Origin of the sequence: Blastomonas sp. (assembly GCF_046294995.1) — a bacterium.
Taxonomy (GTDB): domain Bacteria; phylum Pseudomonadota; class Alphaproteobacteria; order Sphingomonadales; family Sphingomonadaceae; genus Blastomonas.
In genome coordinates this window covers 74,958-93,810 of the sequence record NZ_JBKBOG010000003.1, presented here as the reverse complement: position 1 = coordinate 93,810, position 18,853 = coordinate 74,958, and the positions used below count along the sequence as shown (strand labels likewise).

At 64.8% G+C, this 18,853-nt stretch carries 18 protein-coding genes, 1 tRNA gene and 1 other RNA gene; 13 read left to right on the top strand and 7 right to left on the bottom strand.

The genetic code is table 11. The features are described from left to right. Positions 1 to 61: 61 nt before the first annotated feature. The 3 genes from ACK4R0_RS06300 (at position 62) to ACK4R0_RS06290 (ending at position 3,735) form a co-directional block, all read left to right on the top strand. Complete coding sequence (locus ACK4R0_RS06300) at positions 62 to 2,155, top strand: TonB-dependent receptor (protein ID WP_409671880.1); 2,094 nt, start codon at positions 62 to 64, stop codon at positions 2,153 to 2,155. A 13-nt stretch (positions 2,156 to 2,168) separates the two neighbouring features. Then, entirely contained in the window at positions 2,169 to 2,621 is a 453-nt protein-coding gene (locus ACK4R0_RS06295) for a MarR family winged helix-turn-helix transcriptional regulator (protein WP_409671877.1), read from the top strand. A gap of 106 nt (positions 2,622 to 2,727) precedes the next feature. Beyond that, complete coding sequence (locus ACK4R0_RS06290; RefSeq protein ID WP_409671874.1) at positions 2,728 to 3,735, top strand: fumarylacetoacetate hydrolase family protein; 1,008 nt, start codon at positions 2,728 to 2,730, stop codon at positions 3,733 to 3,735. A 16-nt stretch (positions 3,736 to 3,751) separates the two neighbouring features. Here ACK4R0_RS06290 and ACK4R0_RS06285 read toward each other — a convergent pair whose 3' ends face one another. The 3 genes from ACK4R0_RS06285 to ACK4R0_RS06275 form a co-directional block, all read right to left on the bottom strand. After that, positions 3,752 to 4,684: a hypothetical protein gene (locus ACK4R0_RS06285; RefSeq protein ID WP_409671872.1), complete on the bottom strand. Its 933-nt coding sequence runs from the start codon at positions 4,682 to 4,684 to the stop codon at positions 3,752 to 3,754. 160 nt (positions 4,685 to 4,844) lie between these two features. After that, positions 4,845 to 5,825: a hypothetical protein gene (locus ACK4R0_RS06280; RefSeq protein ID WP_409671869.1), complete on the bottom strand. Its 981-nt coding sequence runs from the start codon at positions 5,823 to 5,825 to the stop codon at positions 4,845 to 4,847. Positions 5,826 to 5,921: 96 nt separating this feature from the next. Then, positions 5,922 to 6,578 (bottom strand): alpha/beta hydrolase, encoded by a 657-nt coding sequence (locus ACK4R0_RS06275; protein ID WP_409671867.1) that lies wholly within the window; start codon positions 6,576 to 6,578, stop codon positions 5,922 to 5,924. Between the two features lie 191 nt (positions 6,579 to 6,769). On the opposite strand from ACK4R0_RS06275, the gene ACK4R0_RS06270 reads away from it, so the two are divergent. The 8 genes from ACK4R0_RS06270 to ACK4R0_RS06235 all read left to right on the top strand — a co-directional run bounded on the left by ACK4R0_RS06270 (position 6,770) and on the right by ACK4R0_RS06235 (position 14,755). Continuing rightward, a complete protein-coding gene (locus ACK4R0_RS06270; RefSeq protein WP_409671864.1) occupies positions 6,770 to 7,855 on the top strand; it encodes a cysteine desulfurase family protein in 1,086 nt (361 codons plus the stop codon). Further along, a complete protein-coding gene (locus tag ACK4R0_RS06265; RefSeq protein WP_409671861.1) occupies positions 7,855 to 8,985 on the top strand; it encodes a cysteine desulfurase family protein in 1,131 nt (376 codons plus the stop codon). The genes ACK4R0_RS06270 and ACK4R0_RS06265 overlap by 1 nt, the downstream gene beginning before the upstream one ends. Before the next feature lie 3 nt (positions 8,986 to 8,988). Next, positions 8,989 to 9,324, top strand: a complete 336-nt coding sequence (locus ACK4R0_RS06260) for a 2Fe-2S iron-sulfur cluster-binding protein (RefSeq protein WP_409671858.1) — start codon at positions 8,989 to 8,991, stop codon at positions 9,322 to 9,324. 63 nt (positions 9,325 to 9,387) lie between these two features. Next, positions 9,388 to 9,483, top strand: an RNA gene (gene ffs, locus ACK4R0_RS06255) — signal recognition particle sRNA small type. Between the two features lie 95 nt (positions 9,484 to 9,578). Then, the gene (locus ACK4R0_RS06250; RefSeq protein ID WP_409671856.1) at positions 9,579 to 11,420 is read left to right on the top strand and encodes a DNA polymerase III subunit gamma/tau; all 1,842 of its coding nucleotides are present in this window, start codon (positions 9,579 to 9,581) and stop codon (positions 11,418 to 11,420) included. Then, positions 11,417 to 11,752, top strand: a complete 336-nt coding sequence (locus tag ACK4R0_RS06245; protein ID WP_409671853.1) for a YbaB/EbfC family nucleoid-associated protein — start codon at positions 11,417 to 11,419, stop codon at positions 11,750 to 11,752. Before ACK4R0_RS06250 ends, ACK4R0_RS06245 begins: the two co-directional genes overlap by 4 nt. Before the next feature lie 122 nt (positions 11,753 to 11,874). Further along, the gene (lon, locus tag ACK4R0_RS06240) at positions 11,875 to 14,271 is read left to right on the top strand and encodes an endopeptidase La (RefSeq protein ID WP_409672230.1); all 2,397 of its coding nucleotides are present in this window, start codon (positions 11,875 to 11,877) and stop codon (positions 14,269 to 14,271) included. 211 nt (positions 14,272 to 14,482) lie between these two features. Further along, entirely contained in the window at positions 14,483 to 14,755 is a 273-nt protein-coding gene (locus ACK4R0_RS06235) for an HU family DNA-binding protein (RefSeq protein ID WP_409671850.1), read from the top strand. A 172-nt stretch (positions 14,756 to 14,927) separates the two neighbouring features. Here the strand turns inward: ACK4R0_RS06235 and ACK4R0_RS06230 are convergent, their stop codons facing one another. The 3 genes from ACK4R0_RS06230 to rlmB all read right to left on the bottom strand — a co-directional run bounded on the left by ACK4R0_RS06230 (position 14,928) and on the right by rlmB (position 17,270). Further along, positions 14,928 to 15,560: a DUF4157 domain-containing protein gene (locus ACK4R0_RS06230; protein WP_409671847.1), complete on the bottom strand. Its 633-nt coding sequence runs from the start codon at positions 15,558 to 15,560 to the stop codon at positions 14,928 to 14,930. A gap of 22 nt (positions 15,561 to 15,582) precedes the next feature. Then, positions 15,583 to 16,377 carry a hypothetical protein gene (locus ACK4R0_RS06225; protein WP_409671844.1) on the bottom strand — a complete coding sequence of 265 codons (795 nt, stop codon included), beginning with the start codon at positions 16,375 to 16,377 and terminating at the stop codon, positions 15,583 to 15,585. A 128-nt stretch (positions 16,378 to 16,505) separates the two neighbouring features. After that, a complete protein-coding gene (rlmB, locus tag ACK4R0_RS06220; RefSeq protein WP_409671841.1) occupies positions 16,506 to 17,270 on the bottom strand; it encodes a 23S rRNA (guanosine(2251)-2'-O)-methyltransferase RlmB in 765 nt (254 codons plus the stop codon). 157 nt (positions 17,271 to 17,427) lie between these two features. Here rlmB and ACK4R0_RS06215 point away from each other — a divergent pair. Then, positions 17,428 to 17,513 (top strand) — tRNA-Tyr (locus ACK4R0_RS06215). Between the two features lie 11 nt (positions 17,514 to 17,524). Here ACK4R0_RS06215 and ACK4R0_RS06210 read toward each other — a convergent pair. Continuing rightward, positions 17,525 to 17,995: a DUF4126 family protein gene (locus ACK4R0_RS06210; RefSeq protein ID WP_409671838.1), complete on the bottom strand. Its 471-nt coding sequence runs from the start codon at positions 17,993 to 17,995 to the stop codon at positions 17,525 to 17,527. A gap of 119 nt (positions 17,996 to 18,114) precedes the next feature. Here ACK4R0_RS06210 and gloB point away from each other — a divergent pair, with 119 nt between their 5' ends. Next, on the top strand, positions 18,115 to 18,843 hold the full coding sequence (gloB, locus tag ACK4R0_RS06205) for a hydroxyacylglutathione hydrolase (RefSeq protein ID WP_409671835.1): 729 nt from the start codon (positions 18,115 to 18,117) through the stop codon (positions 18,841 to 18,843). Positions 18,844 to 18,853: the final 10 nt, after the last annotated feature.

Here is an 18,853-nt window from a genome sequence, read left to right as displayed (position 1 = left end):
GGAATCCAGTAGCGAAATTGTGCAAGGCCGCCCTGGACTCCGGCTTTCGCCGGAGAACGGCTTGCGCCTGACCTTCGGATTGGCTGTAGCGCTCGCGGCAACGCCGGCCACTGCTCAGGAGCAGCCGTCCGAGCCGGAGACAATCACCTGGGCCGATGCGCCGATCACCGTCGTCGGCAAGCCGCTCGATGTGCCGCTGGGTGACCGCGCCTACAGCGTCACCAGCATCACGCCGGACATGCTCGCCAACGAACCCAGCCAGCGGCTCGAAAACGCGCTGCGGCTGGTGCCGGGGCTGCAGCAGTTTCGCAGGTCCGATGCGCGCAGCGCCAATCCCACCAGCCAGGGCGTGACGCTGCGCGGGCTGGGCGGCAATGCCTCGAGCCGGGCGCTGCTGGTGCTCGACGGGGTGCCGCAGAGCGATCCGTTCGGCGGCTGGATCAGCTTTCCCGGATACGACGCGATCAACCTGTCCGCGATCCGGGTCCGGCGCGGGGGCGGGACCGGCAGCGATGGCCCAGGCGCGCTTGCAGGCACGATCGAACTGGAAAGCTCCGGTATCCGCCCGGATCAGTCCAATCTCTACGGCGACCTGGCCTATGGCAGCCGCAATTCGCTCGAGGCCAGCGTCGGCACGACGCAGGCGCTGGGGGCCGGTGGTCTCTCGATGTCGGCGCAATATGCGCGCGGCGATGGCTTCATCCCCACCATCAAACGGCAGCGCGGCGCAGTGGACCGGGCGGCACCCTATGAGCAGGCGAGCGTCTATTTGCGGTTCGTCGCGCCGATCAGCGCCGACACCGAGTTGCAGGCGAGTGCGCGCGCGTTCACCGACCAGCGCGAGCGCGGCTTCGCGTTCAGTGACAACAGCAACGATGGCGCCGATGCCAGCCTGCGGCTCGTCGGGCGGGGTACGCTGCCCTGGTCCGCGCTCGCCTATGTGCAGATGCGCAGCTTCGCCAGCAGCTTCGCCGCGATCAGCGCGGACAGGGCCACCGCAACCCAGACGCTCGACCAGTTCAACGTGCCGTCCACCGGTCTCGGCGCGCGGGTAGAAGTCCGCCCGTCGCTGGGTGAGGGCGCGCAGTTGCGGCTCGGCGGCGAATGGCGGCGCACCACGGGCGAAACCCGCGAGCTTTTCACCTATGTCGCTGGAAGCCCGACCCGGTTGCGGCGCGCAGGCGGGGCTAGCGATATTTTCGGCGCCTTCGTCGAGGCCAGCTGGCAGGCGTCACCCGATCTGCTGCTCACCGGTGGCGGCCGGATCGATCACTGGACGCTGACCGACGGGCAGCTGCGCGAAACCGTGCTGGCCAGCGGCGCACCTGTCACCACCACCGATTTTGCCGATCGCGATGGCTGGGAAGGGACCGGGCGGCTGGGCTTTGCCTGGGATGCCGCGTCGTTGCTCACGGTTCGCGGGGCAGGGTATCTCGGATGGCGGTTGACGACGCTCAACGAACTCTACCGGCCCTTCCGGGTCGGAGCGGATGCCACTGCCGCCAACGCTGCCCTCTCACCCGAGCGGCTGCAGGGTATTGAACTTGGCCTGGGGTATGAAATCTTCACGCTGCAACTCGGCGCGACAGTCTTCTGGAACAAGCTCGACAACGCGATTGCCAACGTCACGCTGGCGCGCGGCCCCGGCACCTTTCCCGGCGTTGGCTTCGTCTCGGCGGCGGGCAGCTTCAACCAGCGGCAGAACCTCGACGCCGTCGAGGCCAAGGGCATCGAACTGGAAGCGCGTGCCGATATCGGCAGTTTCAATCTGGCGGCAGCGTATAGCTTCGTCGATGCGCAGGTGAGCGCCGGTGCGGGGCAGGCCGCGATCGATGGCCTGCGCCCCGCCCAGGTGCCGCGCCACTTTGCCACCGGCTCGATCGGCTGGTTTCCGCAAGGCGGCGACAGCGGCGTCAACCTGAGCGCGCGCTATGTCGGCTCGCAGTTCGAGGATGACCTGGGGCTGCTCAGGCTTGACGATGCGCTCACGCTCGATGCGCGCGCGGCGCTGCGGATCAACCGCAACCTGCTGGTCGAACTGCGCGGCGAAAACCTGTTCGATGCCACCATCCAGGCGGCGATCAGCGGGCCCGGGATCGTCGAGCGCGGTGCCCCGCGGACGATTTGGCTTGGCGTGAAACTGGACATTGAATAGCGTTGCCCGAACAATGACCGATACCGTGACCCGTCTCGCCGATTTCATGCCATATCGCATCTCGATCACCTCGAATGCGATCAGCGATCTGATCGCGCGGGAATATCGCAGCCGCTTCGGGCTGAAGATCGCCGAATGGCGGGTGATGGCGGTGCTGGGCGATGTCGGCGAGGCGACCCAGCGCGAACTCGTCGCCGCGACCCGGATGGACAAGGTCGCGGTCAATCGCGCCACCAAGGCGCTGGGCGAGCGCGCACTGATCCAGCGCGCGCCGAACATGAGCGATGGCCGGTCGCATCATCTGGCGCTGACGGCGGATGGCAAGGCGCTCTACGCCGAGATCATGCCGTTGGCACTGCAGATGGAGGCTCAGGTCATCCAGGTACTCGCGCCGCACGAACAGGCACAGTTTTCCGCGCTGCTCGGCAAGTTGCTGAACCAGGCCGATTCGCTGGCAGCAGATTGACGGGGCCGAAAGCGCCTTGTTTTACGGTTTCAAATGATACTATGCTGCGCAACACGAACAGGCGCACTCTGCCGGTCCCCGCATTCACGAAAGGAAGCCTCCTCGCATGAAGCTCGCATCCCTCAAAAACGGCCGCGACGGCCGTCTGGTCGTCGTCTCGAACGATCTGGCCTGGTACGCAGATGCCAGCCATCTGGTCCCCACGCTGCAGGCGGCGCTCGATGACTGGGACCGCATGGCGCCCTATCTCGAAGTGCTGTCGCGCGACCTCGAGCACGCCGCCATCCCGCGCGAGCGCTTCCACGAACACGATGCCGCAGCACCCTTGCCGCGCGCTTTTCAATGGGCCGATGGCTCGGCCTATGTGAACCACGTCGAACTCGTGCGCAAAGCGCGCGGCGCCGAACTGCCCGAAAGCTTCTGGACCGATCCGCTGATGTATCAGGGCGGCTCGGACGACCTTATGGGCGCGCGCGACGATATCCTGCTCAAGGACGAGGCCTGGGGCTGCGATCTGGAAGCCGAGATCGTCGTCGTCACCGGCGATGTTCCGCAGGGCGTGACGCCTGAGGACGCGCGCGGGTACATCCGGCTGGTCGGGCTGGTCAACGATGTGTCGCTGCGCAACCTGATTCCCGATGAGCTCGCCAAGGGCTTTGGTTTCGTCCAATCCAAGCCCGCGAGCGCGTTTTCGCCGGTGTTCGTCACGCCTGACGCGCTGGGCGGTTACTGGCAAGATGGCAAGCTGCACCGCACCTTGATGGTCGATCTCAACGGCAAGCCGTTCGGCCGCGCGGTCGCGTCCGATGATTGCACCTTCGACTTCGGCGTTCTGATCGCACACCTCGCCAAGACCCGCCGCGTCCGCGCCGGTTCGATCATCGGTTCGGGCACGGTATCGAACCGCGATGCCGATGGCGGCCCCGGTCGCCCGGTCGCCGACGGTGGCCTGGGCTACAGCTGTCTTGCCGAAGTCCGGATGGTCGAGAAGATCACCTCGGGCGAAATGAAGACGCCGTTCCTCAAGCACGGCGATGTCGTCCGCATTGACGTCCACGATGACCGCGAACACACCATATTCGGCGCGATCGAGCAGACGGTAAAGGTCGGCTGATTTTAGCGGTCCGCGATCAGTCGATGCTTTCGGCGGGTGCCGAGGCATCGACGATCGCCCCGACCAGCAGCCTGCGCTGTTTCCATCCGGCGCGATCATGCGGAATGCTGTACAGCGTCCGCAGCAGCGCAATGTCCCAGTCGGTCGGATCGGTCACCCTGGCGCCCTGGTCGAACAGTCCCAGGATCGAGTTGGGCATCGGCCGGGTGGGCGGCGAGGTTTCTGCAAAGGCGACCATCGCGGCGTAGGTTGCGACCGCATCGAGCGGGACGCCTTCGGCCAGTTTGACATCGATCACGACGTTCGCCCTGAACAGCGCGCGCACCTCCAGCGTGCCAATCAACGTCGATCGATACGCCTGAACCGTCTGGGTGCCGTTGCCGATCGCGGATTCGGCGCCAATACCGCCATTGAACGTCCTCCCGTCGGTCGCATCGGCGCTTGCCAGAAGCGAATCCGAGTTGGCCACCGCCATCCCGTCCGCGCCCTGCGACCGGACATTGTACCACCAGCGAACCGGTGCGTTGCCGTTCACCAGCGTGCTGCGCTCATGCGGCGGGAGTTCGGCAAGGCGGCTGGGCGATTTGGTCGAAATGTTCCGCATGACGGCAGCCGCATCGGTGGTGAAGCTCACCACGATGTTGGCTTTGCAGTCGAGCCTGTCCGTCTGTATGCCAGAAAGATCCGCGATCTCGCGCATCCTGCTTTCTACGATCGCGGCGTATTCGGGCTTGATCCCCACAACCTTGGGGCAGACCGGTTCGATCCATCTGGCGACGGGATCGGAGCCATTGGCGACGCCCGTGCTGCGGACGAAGTCATTCGCCTGTTTGCGCCGTTCGGCTTCGGTGATCTGGCGCCCGATCACCCTGATGGTGGATTTCTTGTCTTGCGGGTCGGACGACTCAAACTGCTCGGCGCTCGCAGTGTTCGCCAAAAGTACGGACATCGCCAAAATCAGGCAGTTACGTAATGTCGCCATTGCCGAGCCTCCGATTGCCAGGACAGCTGAATCGGAAAGTCTCACATAATCGATCACTAAACAAGATCGTGATCAAATTGCCCGGATTGCCAGCTTGTCTTGATACGATGCTCTCAGAATAGGGATTTTACTTCGGGTCCATCAATCCCTCGGTCAGATCATCGTCGTCATCCACTTGCCCAGCGACATCGGCGTCCTTGAGGATCTTGCCGACCAGCATCCGGCGCTGCTTCCATCCGGCGCGGGCGGCGGGGATGCTGTAGAGCGCCTTGAGGAAGCTGATGTCCCAATCGGTTGCGGACCCCGGTTTGTCCGATTGGCCGAACAGGCTGAGGATCGAGTTTGGCGGCGGGCTCTGGCTGGGCTTGACCTCGGCAAAGGCGACCATCGCGGAATAGGCGGCGACGGCATCGAGCGGCACGCCTTCCGATAGGGTGATGTCGATCACAACGGTTGCGCTGCGCAGTGCGCGGACTGCCTGGGTGCGGATGATGCTTGAGCTATAGGCCTGGATCGATTGCGCCCCGAGCGCCAGCGGCGAGCCGCCGCCTTCTGCAGTTCCCGCGCTTGCAAGCGGTGCATCGCCGATAGTCGACATGCCGTCGGTCCCGGTGACTTGCGTCGTGTACCACCAGCGGATCGGCGCGCTGCCCTTGAGCAATGCTGCGCGATCGGGCATCGGCACCTCGGCGATCCGCTTCGGGGATTTCTTGGCGACGCGCTGGATGACGGCGCTGGCATTGGTGGTGAAGCTGACCACGATGTTGGTCTTGCACGGCAGCGGCGCCAACGCGATCTCGGCGGTTTGCGCGATCGAACGTATCTTGCGCTCGACGATCGCGGCATATTCCGGGTGGATGCCCAGCACCGCCGGACACACCGGCGCGGTCCACCGCGCCACCGGATTCTCGCCATTGGCAACGCCTGTGCCCCTGACGAAGTCGTTCGCCTCCTTGCGCGCCTGTTCCTCGCTTTGCCGCCGACCGATCACCTCGATCGTCGCATCGTCGGAGTCCTGGTTAGCATCCTGCGCAAAGGCTGCCACCGGGGCGAGCAGCGTCAGGCCCAAGAAAGCGATTATCGGGAGGTGAAAGGAGGTCTGTGCCATGGGAAACTCGCCTTCGGGCAAGCGAGCTTTATAGCCGATGCAGGCCAGCGATGCGATGGTCGTTCGACCAAGCAGCGTCACCGGCCTGCAGACAGTTCAGCGAATCGGCGAATCCGGCGCGAGGCGCATGTCGAGATAGTTGTCGACCGAGTGCATCAGATCGTCGAGCTCGTGCTCGAAGAAGTGGTTGGCGCGGCCGATCTCGTCGTGGTGAATGGTGATGTGCTTTTGCGTGCGCAACTTGTCGACCAGCTTCTGCACGGCACCGGGTGCTACGACCGTGTCGGCGGCACCCTGCACGATGATGCCAGAAGCGGGGCAGGGAGCGAGGAAGCTGAAATCGTACATGTTGGCAGGCGGCGCGACCGAGATGAAACCGCGGATTTCCGGACGGCGCATCAGCAGCTGCATGCCGATCAGCGCGCCGAAGCTGAAGCCTGCGACCCAGGTGGTCTGCGCCTCGGGGTGGAAGCTCTGCACCCAGTCGAGCGCGGCGGCGGCATCGGAGAGCTCGCCGATGCCGTTGTCGAACGTGCCCTGGCTGCGGCCGACACCGCGGAAGTTGAAGCGCAGGGTCGCAAATCCGCGACGCACGAAGGTCTTGTACAGCGCTTGCGTGATCCGGTCGTTCATCGTGCCGCCGCCCTGCGGGTGCGGATGCAGGATCATGGCAACCGGTGCGCGGGGACGGGGGGCAGGGCTGAAGCGCCCTTCGAGACGGCCTTCGGGGCCGGGAAAGATGACGGCTGGCATGTTTTGCGGGACTTTCGGAAAACTGTAAATCGCAGCGGCCATGCTGCCCGCTGCGTCTGGCGGAGCGCCAGGGAAGAGCGCCTATACGCAATCCGACCCCCAAAAAGCAACAAAATGCGTGGCAATGCGGCAGGCTGCGGCTAGATGGGCGCGATGAACCGTTGCATTTCAAGCCCAGGCTGACTTTGAACATGGCCGATCCGCGCATCTATCTTGATCATGCGGCGACCACGCCGGTGCTGCCGGAAGCGCGCGCGGCCATGGCCGGGGCGTTGGAGCTCTGGGCCAACCCGTCCTCTCCGCATGCCGATGGCCGAGCTGCGCGGGCTGCGCTCGAAGGTGCGCGCCGGCAGATCAGCGACGCGCTGGCCTGGGACGGTGAGATCATCCTCACCAGCGGCGCGAGCGAGGCGATCGCGCTGGCGATGACGGCGAGCAAGACCGACAGCTGGATCATCTCTCCGACCGAGCACGATGCCGTCCAGCGGATCGCCGAGCGGGCCCCGGAAACGAAGGCGGTGCTGCGGCTTGCGGTCGATCTTGATGGGCAGCTGGTGCTGCCAAGCCTGCAGCGCGCGCTCGATACCGGGACCAGGCGGCCGCTGGTGGTGGTGCAATCGGTCAACAGCGAAACCGGCGTCAAACAGGACATCGCTGCGGTGGTTGCCATGGCGCATGCAGGCAAGGCGCTGGTGCTGTGCGATTGTTCGCAGAGCGCCGGCAAGCTGCCGCTGCCCGATGCCGACCTGATCGTCGTGTCCGCGCACAAATTGGGTGGACCGCCGGGCATCGGCGCATTGCTGCTGCGCGATCCCGGCGTGCTCAATCCTTCGGGCGGGCAGGAAAAGGGCTATCGCAGCGGGACCGAAAACGTGCCTGCCGCGCTGGGCTTTGCCGCCGCGCTGTCGGTGTCGCGTAACTGGATCGACCGCGCGGCCGATCTGCGCCACCAGCTCGAAAGCGCCATCCGGGCGGCTGGCGGCGAGGTCGTCGCCCACGCCGCGCCGCGCATTCCGACGATCGGCAGCTACCGGATGCCCGGCGTGCAGGCCAATGCGCAGCTGATCCAGTTCGATCTGGCAGGCGTTTCGGTGTCCGCCGGAAGTGCCTGTTCATCGGGCACGCTCAAGACCAGTGCGGTGCTCACCGCGATGGGCTGGGACGAAAAGGCCGCAGGAGAAGTGGTGCGGGTAAGCTTCGGCCCCTCGACCACCCGCGCGCACGTCTATCGCTTTATCGAACTGTGGCGCGCGATGGCCGAACGGACGCGGTCCTGATGGCCATCCCCGCGCCGATCTACCTCGATTATCAGGCGACCACGCCGCTCGCCCCCGAAGCGCTGGCGGCGATGCAGCCGTGGCTGGGCGATCCTGCGAGCAACACCGGCTGGGCCAATCCGCACAGCGCGCACAGCGCCGGACGCAAGGCAGCGGCGGCGGTCGAGGTCGCGCGCGACCAGATCGCGGCGCTGATGCCACCAGGCGGACGCATCGTCTTTACCAGCGGCGCCACCGAAGCGCTGAACCTGGGGTTGCGCGGGGTACTGGCGGGGCAGGCTCCGCGTCGCAAGATCGTCACCATCGCGACCGAACATGCCGCCGTGATCGATACATGTGTGTGGCTTGAGTCTCACGGCCATGACCTGCACATCCTCCCGGTAGGCAGCGATGGTCTTGTCGATCTGGACCAGGCGCGCGGCGCCATCAGTGGCGACACCGCGATCGTCGCTGCGATGCTGGTCAACAACGAGATCGGGGTGATCCAGCCGGTCGATGCGCTCGCAGACCTCGCCCACGCGGCAGGCGCTTTGTTCCTGTGCGATGCCGTGCAGGGCTATGGCCGCGTGCCGCTGCCGCATGCTGCCGACATGATCGCGATCAGCGCGCACAAGATCCATGGGCCCAAGGGTATCGGCGCCTTGTGGGTGCGCGAAGGCGTTGCGATCGAGCCGCTGATCCATGGCGGCGGGCAGGAGCAGGGGCTGCGATCGGGCACGCTGTCGCCTGCCTTGTGCGCGGGCTTCGGAGCTGCCGCCAGGGTCGCCGGGTCGCGTCACCAGGACGACGCCGCGCATGTTGCGATGCTCCAGCAAACGGCGCTGCGGCACTTTGCCGACTGGCAGGTCAACGGATCGCTCGAGCATCGCTATCCAGGCAACCTCAATCTGCACTGCCCAAGGCTCGATGTGTCGCGGCTTCTTTCCGATGTGCGCGGCGTGGCGTTTTCAGCAGGCTCGGCCTGTGCCAGCGGATCCGGGCGGCCCAGCCATGTGCTCACCGCGCTGGGCCTGCCGTCTGACAAGGTCCGTTCGTCGATCCGGCTTGGCTTTGGGCGCTACACCACGGTTGACGAAATCGAACGCGCCGCGCATTTGATCAACTCAGCGGCCATGAACCAGACAGGGTAACCAATGATCGAGGTGACGTTCATCAGCGCCGACGGCAAGTCTCGCCAGACCGTACAGGCGCAGAACGGCGACCGGCTGCTCGATGTCGCGCAGGCGAACGGGCTGCCGTTGGAAGGGACGTGCGAGGGCCAGATGGCCTGTTCGACCTGCCACCTGATCATCGATGCCGCCGATTTTGCAAAATTGCCCGAGCCGGTCGAGATGGAAGAGGACATGCTTGACCTCGCGGTCGCGGTCACCCGCACCTCGCGGCTGTCGTGCCAGATCTTCCTGCGCGACGAATGGGAGAGCCTGACCTGCCGCGTCCCGGCTGAAAGCTACGACATGCAGGGCATGTGACTCGGCACGGACCAGGTTGATCAGCCCGGCTTGCTTTCCGTTTAAACTGTCGCCATATGCGCTCTGGGAGTCGGGCGGACGTAGCCGTCGCCAATCTGGTCAGGTCCGGAAGGAAGCAGCCACAACGATTTTCGCCGCGGGTCGTCCGGCTCCTACCAATCCCCCCATTTCATGCGCATCAAACGGCCTTGCGGTTTTTGAACAACCGCGCGGTTTCGTTTCCATCCCTGCGCGCCAGCGGCTAATCACAGGCCATGCATGATTCCCCGCAGCCAGATACGGACCCAGACACGGGCAGCGATGCCGACGACGAAGCCCTGATGCCCGGCCTCGGGCTGGACTTGCCGCCCGTCGCCGAGCCTGCTCCTTTACCCTCGACCGGCCAGGCCTATCGCGTACTGGCGCGCAAGTACCGCCCCCAGACCTTCGCCGAACTGATCGGCCAGGACGCCATGGTTCAGACCCTGGGCAACGCCATTCGCCGCGAGCGACTGGCGCACGCGTTCCTGATGACCGGGGTTCGCGGGGTGGGCAAGACCTCGACCGCGCGGCTGATAGCCAAGGCGCTGAATTGCATCGGCCCGGACGGACAGGGCGGCCCGACGATCGCGCCGTGCGGTGTATGCGAACCGTGCGTCGCGATCGCCGAAGGCCGCCACATCGACATCATCGAGATGGACGCAGCCAGCCACACCGGCATCGACGATGTTCGCGAAATTACCGAGGCGGTTCGCTACGCCGCCGTTTCGGCGCGCTATAAGATGTACATCATTGACGAAGCGCACATGCTCTCCAAACAGGCATGGAACGGCTTGCTCAAGACGCTCGAGGAGCCGCCGCCGCACGTGAAGTTCCTGTTCGCCACCACCGAAGTCAACAAGGTGCCGATCACGGTGCTGTCGCGCTGCCAGCGTTTCGACCTCAAGCGTATTTCGTCTGAGTTGCTGGCGAGCCACTTCGCTGAGATCTGCGTCAAGGAAGCTGTCGTCGCCGAGCCCGACGCGCTGGCGATGATCGCCGATGCCGCAGAAGGTTCTGTGCGCGATGGCCTGTCGATCCTCGATCAGGCGATCGCGCATGCCGATCTGGGCGGGCACAGCGATGATGCGGGCGCCGCGATGGTGCGCGCCGAGCAGGTTCGTGCGATGCTGGGCCTGTCGGATCGCGGGTCGATGCGGCGGCTGTTCGCGCATCTGATCGCGGGCGATGCCGATGCAATGCTGGCCGATCTGGATGCGCAGCACAATTTGGGGGTCGATCCGCTGGCAGTGGTGCGCGGGTTGCTGGCGATGGTCCATGCGATCACGCTGCACAAGGCGACGGGCCGGGTGCGCACCGTGCATGGCGAGGAGGACCGTGCTGCGCTTGCCGACTGGGCCGAGAAACTCGGCCAGGGCAGCCTGCACCGGCTCTGGCAGCTGCTGCTCAAGGGCCATGACGAAATCGAGCAGGCACCTGTTCCGCGCGAGGCCTGCGAAATGGCGTTGATGCGCGCGCTTTATGCCTCGACGTTGCCCGATCCCGGAACGCTGGCACGCCGCATGTCAGAAGCGCCCGCGCAGGCTCCGCAAGCCGCGCCGGCTCCTGAACTATCACCGTCGGAACCAGACCCGGCGCCCATGCCGGACGCGTCGCCACCCTGGGATATGGCCGGCCGTGACCCGGAGCCGGTTCGGCCGCACAAGCCGGTCGCCGAAATACAAACGATCCGCGACATCGTCGATCTGCTCGATGCGGGCGGGCGGCTGTTGCTGGCGGGCCAGGTCGGGGCCGACATGCGCCCCATCGAGATCGGTCAGGACCGGCTGATCTACCAGTCGGCATCGGGCCGCGACGACTATGTGCCGCTGCTGCGCGAGGCTCTCGCCGACCTGACCGGCCGGCGCTGGCATGTCGAGCGTGGTGCAGGCGAAGCGTCGCCCAGCCTGGCCGAGCTGGAAAAGCGGGCCGAAGAGGCGTTGCGCGATGAAATTCTCAATCACCCGATGGTGAAGGCAACACAGGCTGCCTTTCCCGATGCGGAAATTGACTGGACTGCGGCGGAATTCTCCCCACATGAGGACGATAACCTGCCAACACGGAGTGCCAAGGCATGAAAAGCATGGAAGAAATGATGGCTGCAGCGCAGGAAGCCGCGCAGACCGTCCAGCGTCAGATGAACGAGGCCCAGGCCAAGCTTGAGTCGGTCGAGGTCGAAGGCGCCGCAGGCGGCGGGCTGGTCAAGGTTCGCGCCACCGCCAAGGGCCGCATCCTGGGTGTATCGATCGACGACAGCCTGATCGTCCCTGCCGACAAGCAGATGCTCGAGGATCTGATCGCCGCAGCGTTCAACGATGCGCGCACCAAGGCCGACCGTGCCAGCGAAGAAGAAATGAGCAAGATGGCGCAGGGCATGGCGCTGCCTGCCGGCTTCAAGCTGCCGTTCTGATCACGTTAACCCGGACGAGTGCAGGGTCGCTTGTAGCGGCCTGCAGCTGTGACCATATAGCGGGCTGAAAAGCTGCCGATTGATCGGCTATCTCAGCCAAGATGGATTGAACCGAATTGACCATGTTCCAGAACTATCCCCTGCTTCCCCTGCGCGACATCGTGGTGTTTCCGCAGATGATCGTGCCGTTGTTCGTGGGCCGCGACAAATCCGTCGCCGCGCTCGAGCGGGCGATGGAGCAGGACAAGGAAATCTTCCTCGTTGCGCAGCTCGACCCGGCGCGTGACGACCCGGATCGCGACGATCTCTATGATATCGGCGTGATCGCCACCGTCCTGCAGCTGCTCAAGCTGCCCGATGGCACGGTTCGCGTGCTGGTCGAGGGCGGCGAACGCGCGCGTCTCAACCGGTTGGAAACCGCTGGCGACCATGTGCTCGCCGAAGTCGAGCCGATGACCGCGCGTGCGGTGAGCGGAACCGACGTCAACGCGCTGATGCGCTCGGTTGTCGACCAGTTCGAGAACTATGCCAAGCTCAACAAGAAGATGCCCGCCGAAACCGCGGTGCAGTTGGCCGAGATCGACGATGCCTCCAAGCTTGCCGATGCAGTCGCGGCGAACATTGCGGTCAAGGTCGCGGACAAGCAGAGCCTGCTGACCGAGGACGATCCGGTCAAGCGGCTGGAGATGGTGTTCGGCTTCATGGAAGGCGAGCTCGGCGTGCTGCAGGTCGAGAAGAAGATCCGTGGCCGCGTAAAGCGCCAGATGGAAAAGACCCAGCGCGAATATTACCTCAACGAACAGCTCAAGGCGATCCAGTCCGAGCTGGGCAACGGCGATGGCGACGATGGCAACGGCGTTGCCGAACTCGCTGCCAAGATCGAGAAGCTCAAGCTGTCCCCCGAGGCCAAGGCCAAGGCGACGTCCGAGCTCAAGAAGCTGCGCGGCATGGCGCCGATGTCGGCCGAAGCCACGGTTGTGCGCAACTATCTCGATATGCTGTTGGGCCTGCCCTGGGGCAAGAAGTCCAAGCTCAAGAAGGATATCGGCGAAGCCCAGAAGGTGCTCGACGACGACCATTTCGGGCTCGAGAAGGTCAAGGACCGGATCATCGAATATCTCGCCGTGCAGGCACGCACCAACAAGCTCAAGGGACCGATCCTGTGCCTCGTCGGCCCTCCGGGTGTCGGCAAGACCTCGCTCGGCCGCTCGATCGCCAAGGCAACCGGACGCGAGTTCGTGCGCCAGTCATTGGGCGGCGTGCGCGACGAAGCCGAGATCCGTGGACACCGGCGGACCTATATTGGCTCGCTGCCGGGCAAGATCGTCAACAATCTGAAGAAGGCAGGGACCAGCAACCCGCTGTTCCTGCTCGACGAGATCGACAAGCTCGGCCAGGATTTCCGCGGCGATCCGGCCTCGGCGCTCCTCGAGGTGCTCGACCCCGAACAGAACGGCAAGTTCCAGGACCATTATCTTGAGATCGACATCGATCTTTCGGACATCATGTTCGTGACCACCGCGAACAGCCTGAACCTGCCGCAGCCTTTGCTTGACCGCATGGAGATCATCCGGCTCGAAGGCTATACCGAGGACGAGAAGGTCGAGATCGCCAAGCGGCACCTGATCGCCAAGCAGATCGAGGCGCATGGCCTCAAGGACAAGGAGTTCATCCTCACCGACGAGGGCCTGCGCGATCTGATCCGCTATTACACCCGCGAGGCCGGCGTTCGCACGCTCGAGCGCGAGATTGCGCGTCTGGCGCGGAAGTCGCTGCGGCGTATCCTTGAGGGCAAGGACACCAGCATCACGATCACGTCGGAAAACCTCGCCGACTTCGCAGGGGTCCGCAAATACCGTCACGGCATCGGCGAGGCCGAGAACGACATCGGCGCGGTGACGGGTCTGGCGTGGACCGAAGTGGGCGGCGAACTGCTGACGATCGAGGCTGTGACCGTCCCCGGCAAGGGTCAGATCAAGACCACCGGCAAGCTTGGCGAAGTGATGCAGGAATCCGTGCAGGCTGCGTTCTCGTTTGTGAAGGCGCGCTCGCCTTCCTACGGCATCAAGCCCAGCATCTTTGCGCGCAAGGACATCCATATCCACCTGCCCGAAGGGGCGGTGCCCAAGGATGGTCCGTCGGCGGGCATCGGCATGGTCACCTCGATCATTTCGACGCTCACCGGCAATGCTGTGCGGCGCGATGTCGCGATGACCGGTGAGGTCACGCTGCGGGGCCGCGTGCTGCCGATCGGTGGCCTCAAGGAAAAGCTGCTGGCGGCGCTGCGCGGCGGCATCACCACCGTTCTGATCCCGTCGGAGAACGAAAAGGACCTCGCCGAGATACCGGATAACGTGAAGCAGGGGCTGACCATCATCCCGGTGAGCCATGTCGATGAGGTCCTGCGGGTCGCTTTGGTCGATCCGCTGGTGGCAATCGACTGGACCGAGGCGGACGAGCTTGCAGCGCTTCCGCGAGTCGGCAGCGGCGATGCGGGCGCTGGTGCGATCACGCATTGACGGTTTAGGGGCCGGCAGGCTGTTGGGCCGAGATGGTGCATTGCAGCATCTCGGCCACCCGGCTCCGAACACCCAAAATACGGTAATTATGCGATAAAACGCCCGGAAATGCGCGCTTTTCCCTTTGACACTTGGTTTTAACTGGTTCTAACTCGGCACCCTCAAAGCTGCAAATCAGCCAATCCAAAAATGAGCAGGGGGTTCCCGAGGCATGAACAAGAACGATCTTATTTCCGCAGTCGCTGATCAGAGCGGCCTCAGCAAAACCGATGCCAGCAAGGCGGTGGAAGCCGTGTTCGATTCGATCAGCGGTTCGCTCGCCAAGGGCAATGAAGTCCGCCTGGTCGGGTTCGGGACTTTTTCGGTCAGCAAGCGCAAGGCATCGACCGGACGCAACCCGCGCACCGGCGAAAAGATGGAAATCAAGGCCTCCACCCAGCCCAAGTTCAAGGCCGGCAAGGGCCTGAAAGACGCGGTCAACTGAACCGCCTGATGCGCCACCAGCGCATCACAGCAAGACAGACTTTGAGCCGGCAGGGGTCGCCAAGCCAGAAACCCTCCCCGGGCGATACTGAAAAAGACAAAAGGCGGCGCAGCAATGTGCCGCCTTTTGCGCGTCCGTGATGGTCAGCGGTTGCCGCCGTCAGGCGTGAGCGTCAGCCGGCGGCCCGGATCGCGGCGGTGACCTGGTTGGCGCGGTCGGTGGCTTCGCGCTCGATCGCCTGCCAGTCCCTGATATAGGCTGCCGCGAAGCGGTTTATCCCCATCCGGCGATATTGCTCCACATGCGCAAGCTCATGCGCCCAGATCCAAACGTTTTCCGTCAGGCGCTCGCTGGAGAACACCACCTGCCGGTTCAGCGCCACCGCGCCTTCATCCATATACTGGTCGGTGAGCAGCGTGCCCAGATCCAGCCTGCCGGCACCGATGGTCCACCGCACTGACGCCAGCAACTCCGCATCGAAATATGGCGCCAGCACCCTTGTCATGGGCTCGGGGATACTCTGGGCTCCCGCGCGCGAAGCCTGCGTTTCGGCGTGCCGGATCGCCTGCGCCAGAACCGGCCCGGTGATCGATGCCGACCGCTGGACGAGCCTGCTCGATCCGCGCTGCGCACGGCTCGCAATCTGGCGTGAAGACTGCGCGGTCTGTTTGCCAAGGACCGCCAGCACCCGCGCAACCTCGGGTGGAGGGCGGAGCATCTCGTCGCTCGGGCGCTCGGTGCACCCGGAAAGTGAAACCAAAGCCAGCAAAGCGAGCGATCGGGTCAGCATGTTCAAACCGTGCATTGGCGCAGGGCTAGGCGATTGGTTACTGGCCCGCAAGCCTGATCAGCGCTTCCGGGGCCTTGGCGAGCCGATTGTTGACGACCCATTTGAGGACCGATTTGCCGGCAGCATCGGTCGGCCCCTCGTCTGTGTTGTTGGTCAGGATGCGGCCTTCGGTGGTGACGGTAAATGTGCCTTCGGGCTTGGGTTGTGCAGCCTTGCCAGGGCTGCTGGCGGCACCTGCCAGTGCACCCATGCCAGCAAGTTCACCGGCCATGCCGCCGCCGGAAAATGCAGGTGCCACCACCTTGACGGTGCCGTCCTTGCGCCGGGTCAGCGTGATGAAGGGCATCACCGCGCCACCCCCTTCCATCAGCGGGAAGGAAAAGCCGTGATTCAACGTCCCGGTGATCGCGTATTCGACATCGATGATCCGGTTGCCGCGATAGCTGACCGATTTCCAGCCTTCCTGCTTCTTGAGCTGGTCGATCAGGTCGGCGATGCTCTCTTCGCTGCCGAAGTCGCCCATGCCCTTGCCCAGCATTTCCCCTGGCGCGTTGCTTGACGCCAGCGCTGCATCGAAATCCTTGCGCTGCTGGTCCAGTTCGGCGGGGGTGCATTCGCGTTCGTCGAATGTCGTTTCGTCGAAGCAGGGGCTGGCGGAGAACTCCGCAGGAGGCGACGATGTGTCCGTCACCACGATCTCGCCTGCGTAGGTGAACGTGAAGGTGCCGTCGCGCTTCAGGTCCAGGGTCGAGGCGAACTTGCCGGGGGACAACAGGCACCCGGCAAGCAGCAACGGTATGGCCAAGGCAGCGATCAGGCGCATCGTCTTCATGGTGTGTCCCCTCCGGCGCGACCCGGGATCGCCAGTGCTTATGCGCCTCCGGGCAGGCAGGGTCCAGCATGATCAGCGCGCCGAATCGCCTTGGCCTGCCCCTCCCGGCGCCGTCTACGCCGTTCGCATCAGCTTTCGCCCCGGTCCATCCGAATCGCATACAGCGAAATGGCCGCGGCATTGGAGACGTTGAGGCTTTCCATCGCCGCGCTGATCGGCAGCCGTGCCAGCACGTCGCAATGGGCCGCGACGTTGGGGCGAAGGCCTTCGCCTTCAGCGCCCAGCACCAGCGCGATCGGCCCGGCACCCAGCGTCTGCGCCAAGGTGTCGCGCGCATCACCATCAAGACCGATGCGCCAGTATCCGGCCTCGGCCATTTCCTCGAGCGCGCGCGACAGATTCACCACCCGAACCCACGGCACCGATTCGAGCGCGCCCGATGCGGCCTTGGCCACGGTTCCCGATTCGGCAGGCGCGTGCCGGTCCTGGGTGACGATCGCGGCGGCATCGAAGGCCGCGGCAGAACGGAAGATCGCGCCGACATTGTGCGGATCGGTGACCTGATCGAGCACCAGAATGGGACGCAGCGGATCGCCCGACAGAACGTCGCCGAGCAGCATGTCGTCGAGCGGTTCGACCTCGATGACGACGCCCTGGTGCGGCGCGTCGCGCGCCACCAGACGGGCCAGATCGGCGACATCGGCAAACTCTACCGGAACGCCGGCGGGCAGATCGAAATGCGCCAGCGCCTCGCGCGTGCCGCGAATCCAGTGAATCTGTCGCTCAGGGTTGTTGAACGCGGCTTCCACCGCATGAGTGCCCCAGAACCGTGGAAACTTGCCACCTTCAAGACCGGCTTTCCGCTGCCGGTTGCGCACGCCGCGCTTTGCCATGTTCGTTCAAATCTTTCCTGGGCGATGCCACCACCGGGCATGGGGTGCTTTCGCTTTTCGTCCTGTCGGCATTGACAGGGAAGCGCGAATTGTTCAAGGGACCGCCTCTCGGCAAGAACGGCCCCTCCCGGGGGGCCACACACAGGGAAAATCGTGTGGACAGGTGGCCGAGTGGTTAATGGCAGCAGACTGTAAATCTGCCCGCGAGAGCGTACGCTGGTTCGAATCCAGCCCTGTCCACCACCCCTTTCCCGTTATCGGCTCAACCAGCCCGATTTCGCCGGCCCCGGCATGGCCATCGCGAGCGCTCCGACCACCAGCGCATCCTCGATCATCCCTGTGGTTTTCTGATCCAGATGACGCATCGCGCGCTTGCGCAGGTCGAGCGTGACATAGGCCGACGCGACCGCGCTGGCGCTTCCCAGGATCGCCGCCACCCACCTTTGGTCGCGCGGAGCGAGCGCGGCGGCGGCAATTGCGCCGGTGATGACCCGCGCCGTCGTGCCGGCCGGCACGGTGCGGTCTGGGGCGGAATCCATCTTGTCGCCGAGCATCTCTCCGGCTGCCAATGCCTTGGTACCCGTGACGACCAAAGGATGGCCGAGCAGCGCCGACATACCATCGCCTGCGGGAAGCTTGCCCTCGCTCACGGCACTGCTCACGGCGGCCAGCGGGGTCATCGAACGCGATCCGGCGACGACGCCGATCAGGATAGAACGCAGCATAAAATCTCCATTGGTGTGATGCCAACCAACGAGCGAAGCTGGCGTTCGCTCCCATCACGCCTTGCGAGGCACCCGTGCCCGGGCTTGGCAACATGCGCAGAAACGGGCAAACACGCAGGATGATAGAAATCGTCCGCATCCCCGCCCTGTCCGACAACTATATCTGGCTGGCGCACGAGCCCGACAGCGGCGAAACCGTGGTCATCGATCCCGCCGAATCCGAACCGGTGCTGGCGGCGGCAGCCGAGCGCGGGTGGACGATCACCCAGATTTGGAACACCCATTGGCACCCCGACCATGTCGGCGGTAATGCCGCGATCAAGGCGGCGACCGGCTGCACGATCACCGGGCCGGCGGCGGAGCAGGACCGGATCGCGACGCTCGACGACATGGTGCGCGATGGCGACAGCGTTGCTCTGGGAGCGCTGCGCGCCGAGGTGATCGACGTGCCGGCGCATACCAGCGGCCACATCGCCTATCATCTTGCCGAGGCTTCGGTGGTCTTCGTCGGCGATACCTTGTTCGCGATGGGCTGCGGGCGGCTGTTCGAGGGCACGCCCGAACAGATGTTCGCCAACATGCAGCGGCTGTCGGCGCTGCCTGGCGAGACCAAGGTCTATTGCGCGCACGAATACACCCAGTCGAACGGGCGCTATGCGCTGGTCGCCGAGCCGGACAACGTCGAGATCAAGCAGCGCATGGTCGAGGTCGACGCGATGCGCGCGCGCGGCGAGGCGACGGTGCCGACCACCATCGCGCTCGAGCGTGCCACCAACCCCTTCATGCGCGCCAGGACCGCCGCCGAACTCGCCGAGCGCCGCGCCGCCAAGGACAGCTTCAGGGGCTGACGGCGACGCG

Excerpts from the sequence above, each read along its gene's own strand:
- ACK4R0_RS06295 (WP_409671877.1), top strand. The coding sequence starts at position 2,169 with ATGACCGATACCGTGACCCGTCTCGCCGATTTCATGCCATATCGCATC.
- ACK4R0_RS06290 (WP_409671874.1), top strand. The coding sequence starts at position 2,728 with ATGAAGCTCGCATCCCTCAAAAACGGCCGCGACGGCCGTCTGGTCGTC.
- ACK4R0_RS06285 (WP_409671872.1), bottom strand. The coding sequence starts at position 4,684 with ATGTCCGTACTTTTGGCGAACACTGCGAGCGCCGAGCAGTTTGAGTCG.
- ACK4R0_RS06280 (WP_409671869.1), bottom strand. The coding sequence starts at position 5,825 with ATGGCACAGACCTCCTTTCACCTCCCGATAATCGCTTTCTTGGGCCTG.
- ACK4R0_RS06275 (WP_409671867.1), bottom strand. The coding sequence starts at position 6,578 with ATGCCAGCCGTCATCTTTCCCGGCCCCGAAGGCCGTCTCGAAGGGCGC.
- ACK4R0_RS06270 (WP_409671864.1), top strand. The coding sequence starts at position 6,770 with ATGGCCGATCCGCGCATCTATCTTGATCATGCGGCGACCACGCCGGTG.
- ACK4R0_RS06265 (WP_409671861.1), top strand. The coding sequence starts at position 7,855 with ATGGCCATCCCCGCGCCGATCTACCTCGATTATCAGGCGACCACGCCG.
- ACK4R0_RS06260 (WP_409671858.1), top strand. The coding sequence starts at position 8,989 with ATGATCGAGGTGACGTTCATCAGCGCCGACGGCAAGTCTCGCCAGACC.
- ACK4R0_RS06250 (WP_409671856.1), top strand. The coding sequence starts at position 9,579 with ATGCATGATTCCCCGCAGCCAGATACGGACCCAGACACGGGCAGCGAT.
- ACK4R0_RS06245 (WP_409671853.1), top strand. The coding sequence starts at position 11,417 with ATGAAAAGCATGGAAGAAATGATGGCTGCAGCGCAGGAAGCCGCGCAG.
- lon (WP_409672230.1), top strand. The coding sequence starts at position 11,875 with ATGTTCCAGAACTATCCCCTGCTTCCCCTGCGCGACATCGTGGTGTTT.
- ACK4R0_RS06235 (WP_409671850.1), top strand. The coding sequence starts at position 14,483 with ATGAACAAGAACGATCTTATTTCCGCAGTCGCTGATCAGAGCGGCCTC.
- ACK4R0_RS06230 (WP_409671847.1), bottom strand. The coding sequence starts at position 15,560 with ATGCACGGTTTGAACATGCTGACCCGATCGCTCGCTTTGCTGGCTTTG.
- ACK4R0_RS06225 (WP_409671844.1), bottom strand. The coding sequence starts at position 16,377 with ATGAAGACGATGCGCCTGATCGCTGCCTTGGCCATACCGTTGCTGCTT.
- rlmB (WP_409671841.1), bottom strand. The coding sequence starts at position 17,270 with ATGGCAAAGCGCGGCGTGCGCAACCGGCAGCGGAAAGCCGGTCTTGAA.
- ACK4R0_RS06210 (WP_409671838.1), bottom strand. The coding sequence starts at position 17,995 with ATGCTGCGTTCTATCCTGATCGGCGTCGTCGCCGGATCGCGTTCGATG.
- gloB (WP_409671835.1), top strand. The coding sequence starts at position 18,115 with ATGATAGAAATCGTCCGCATCCCCGCCCTGTCCGACAACTATATCTGG.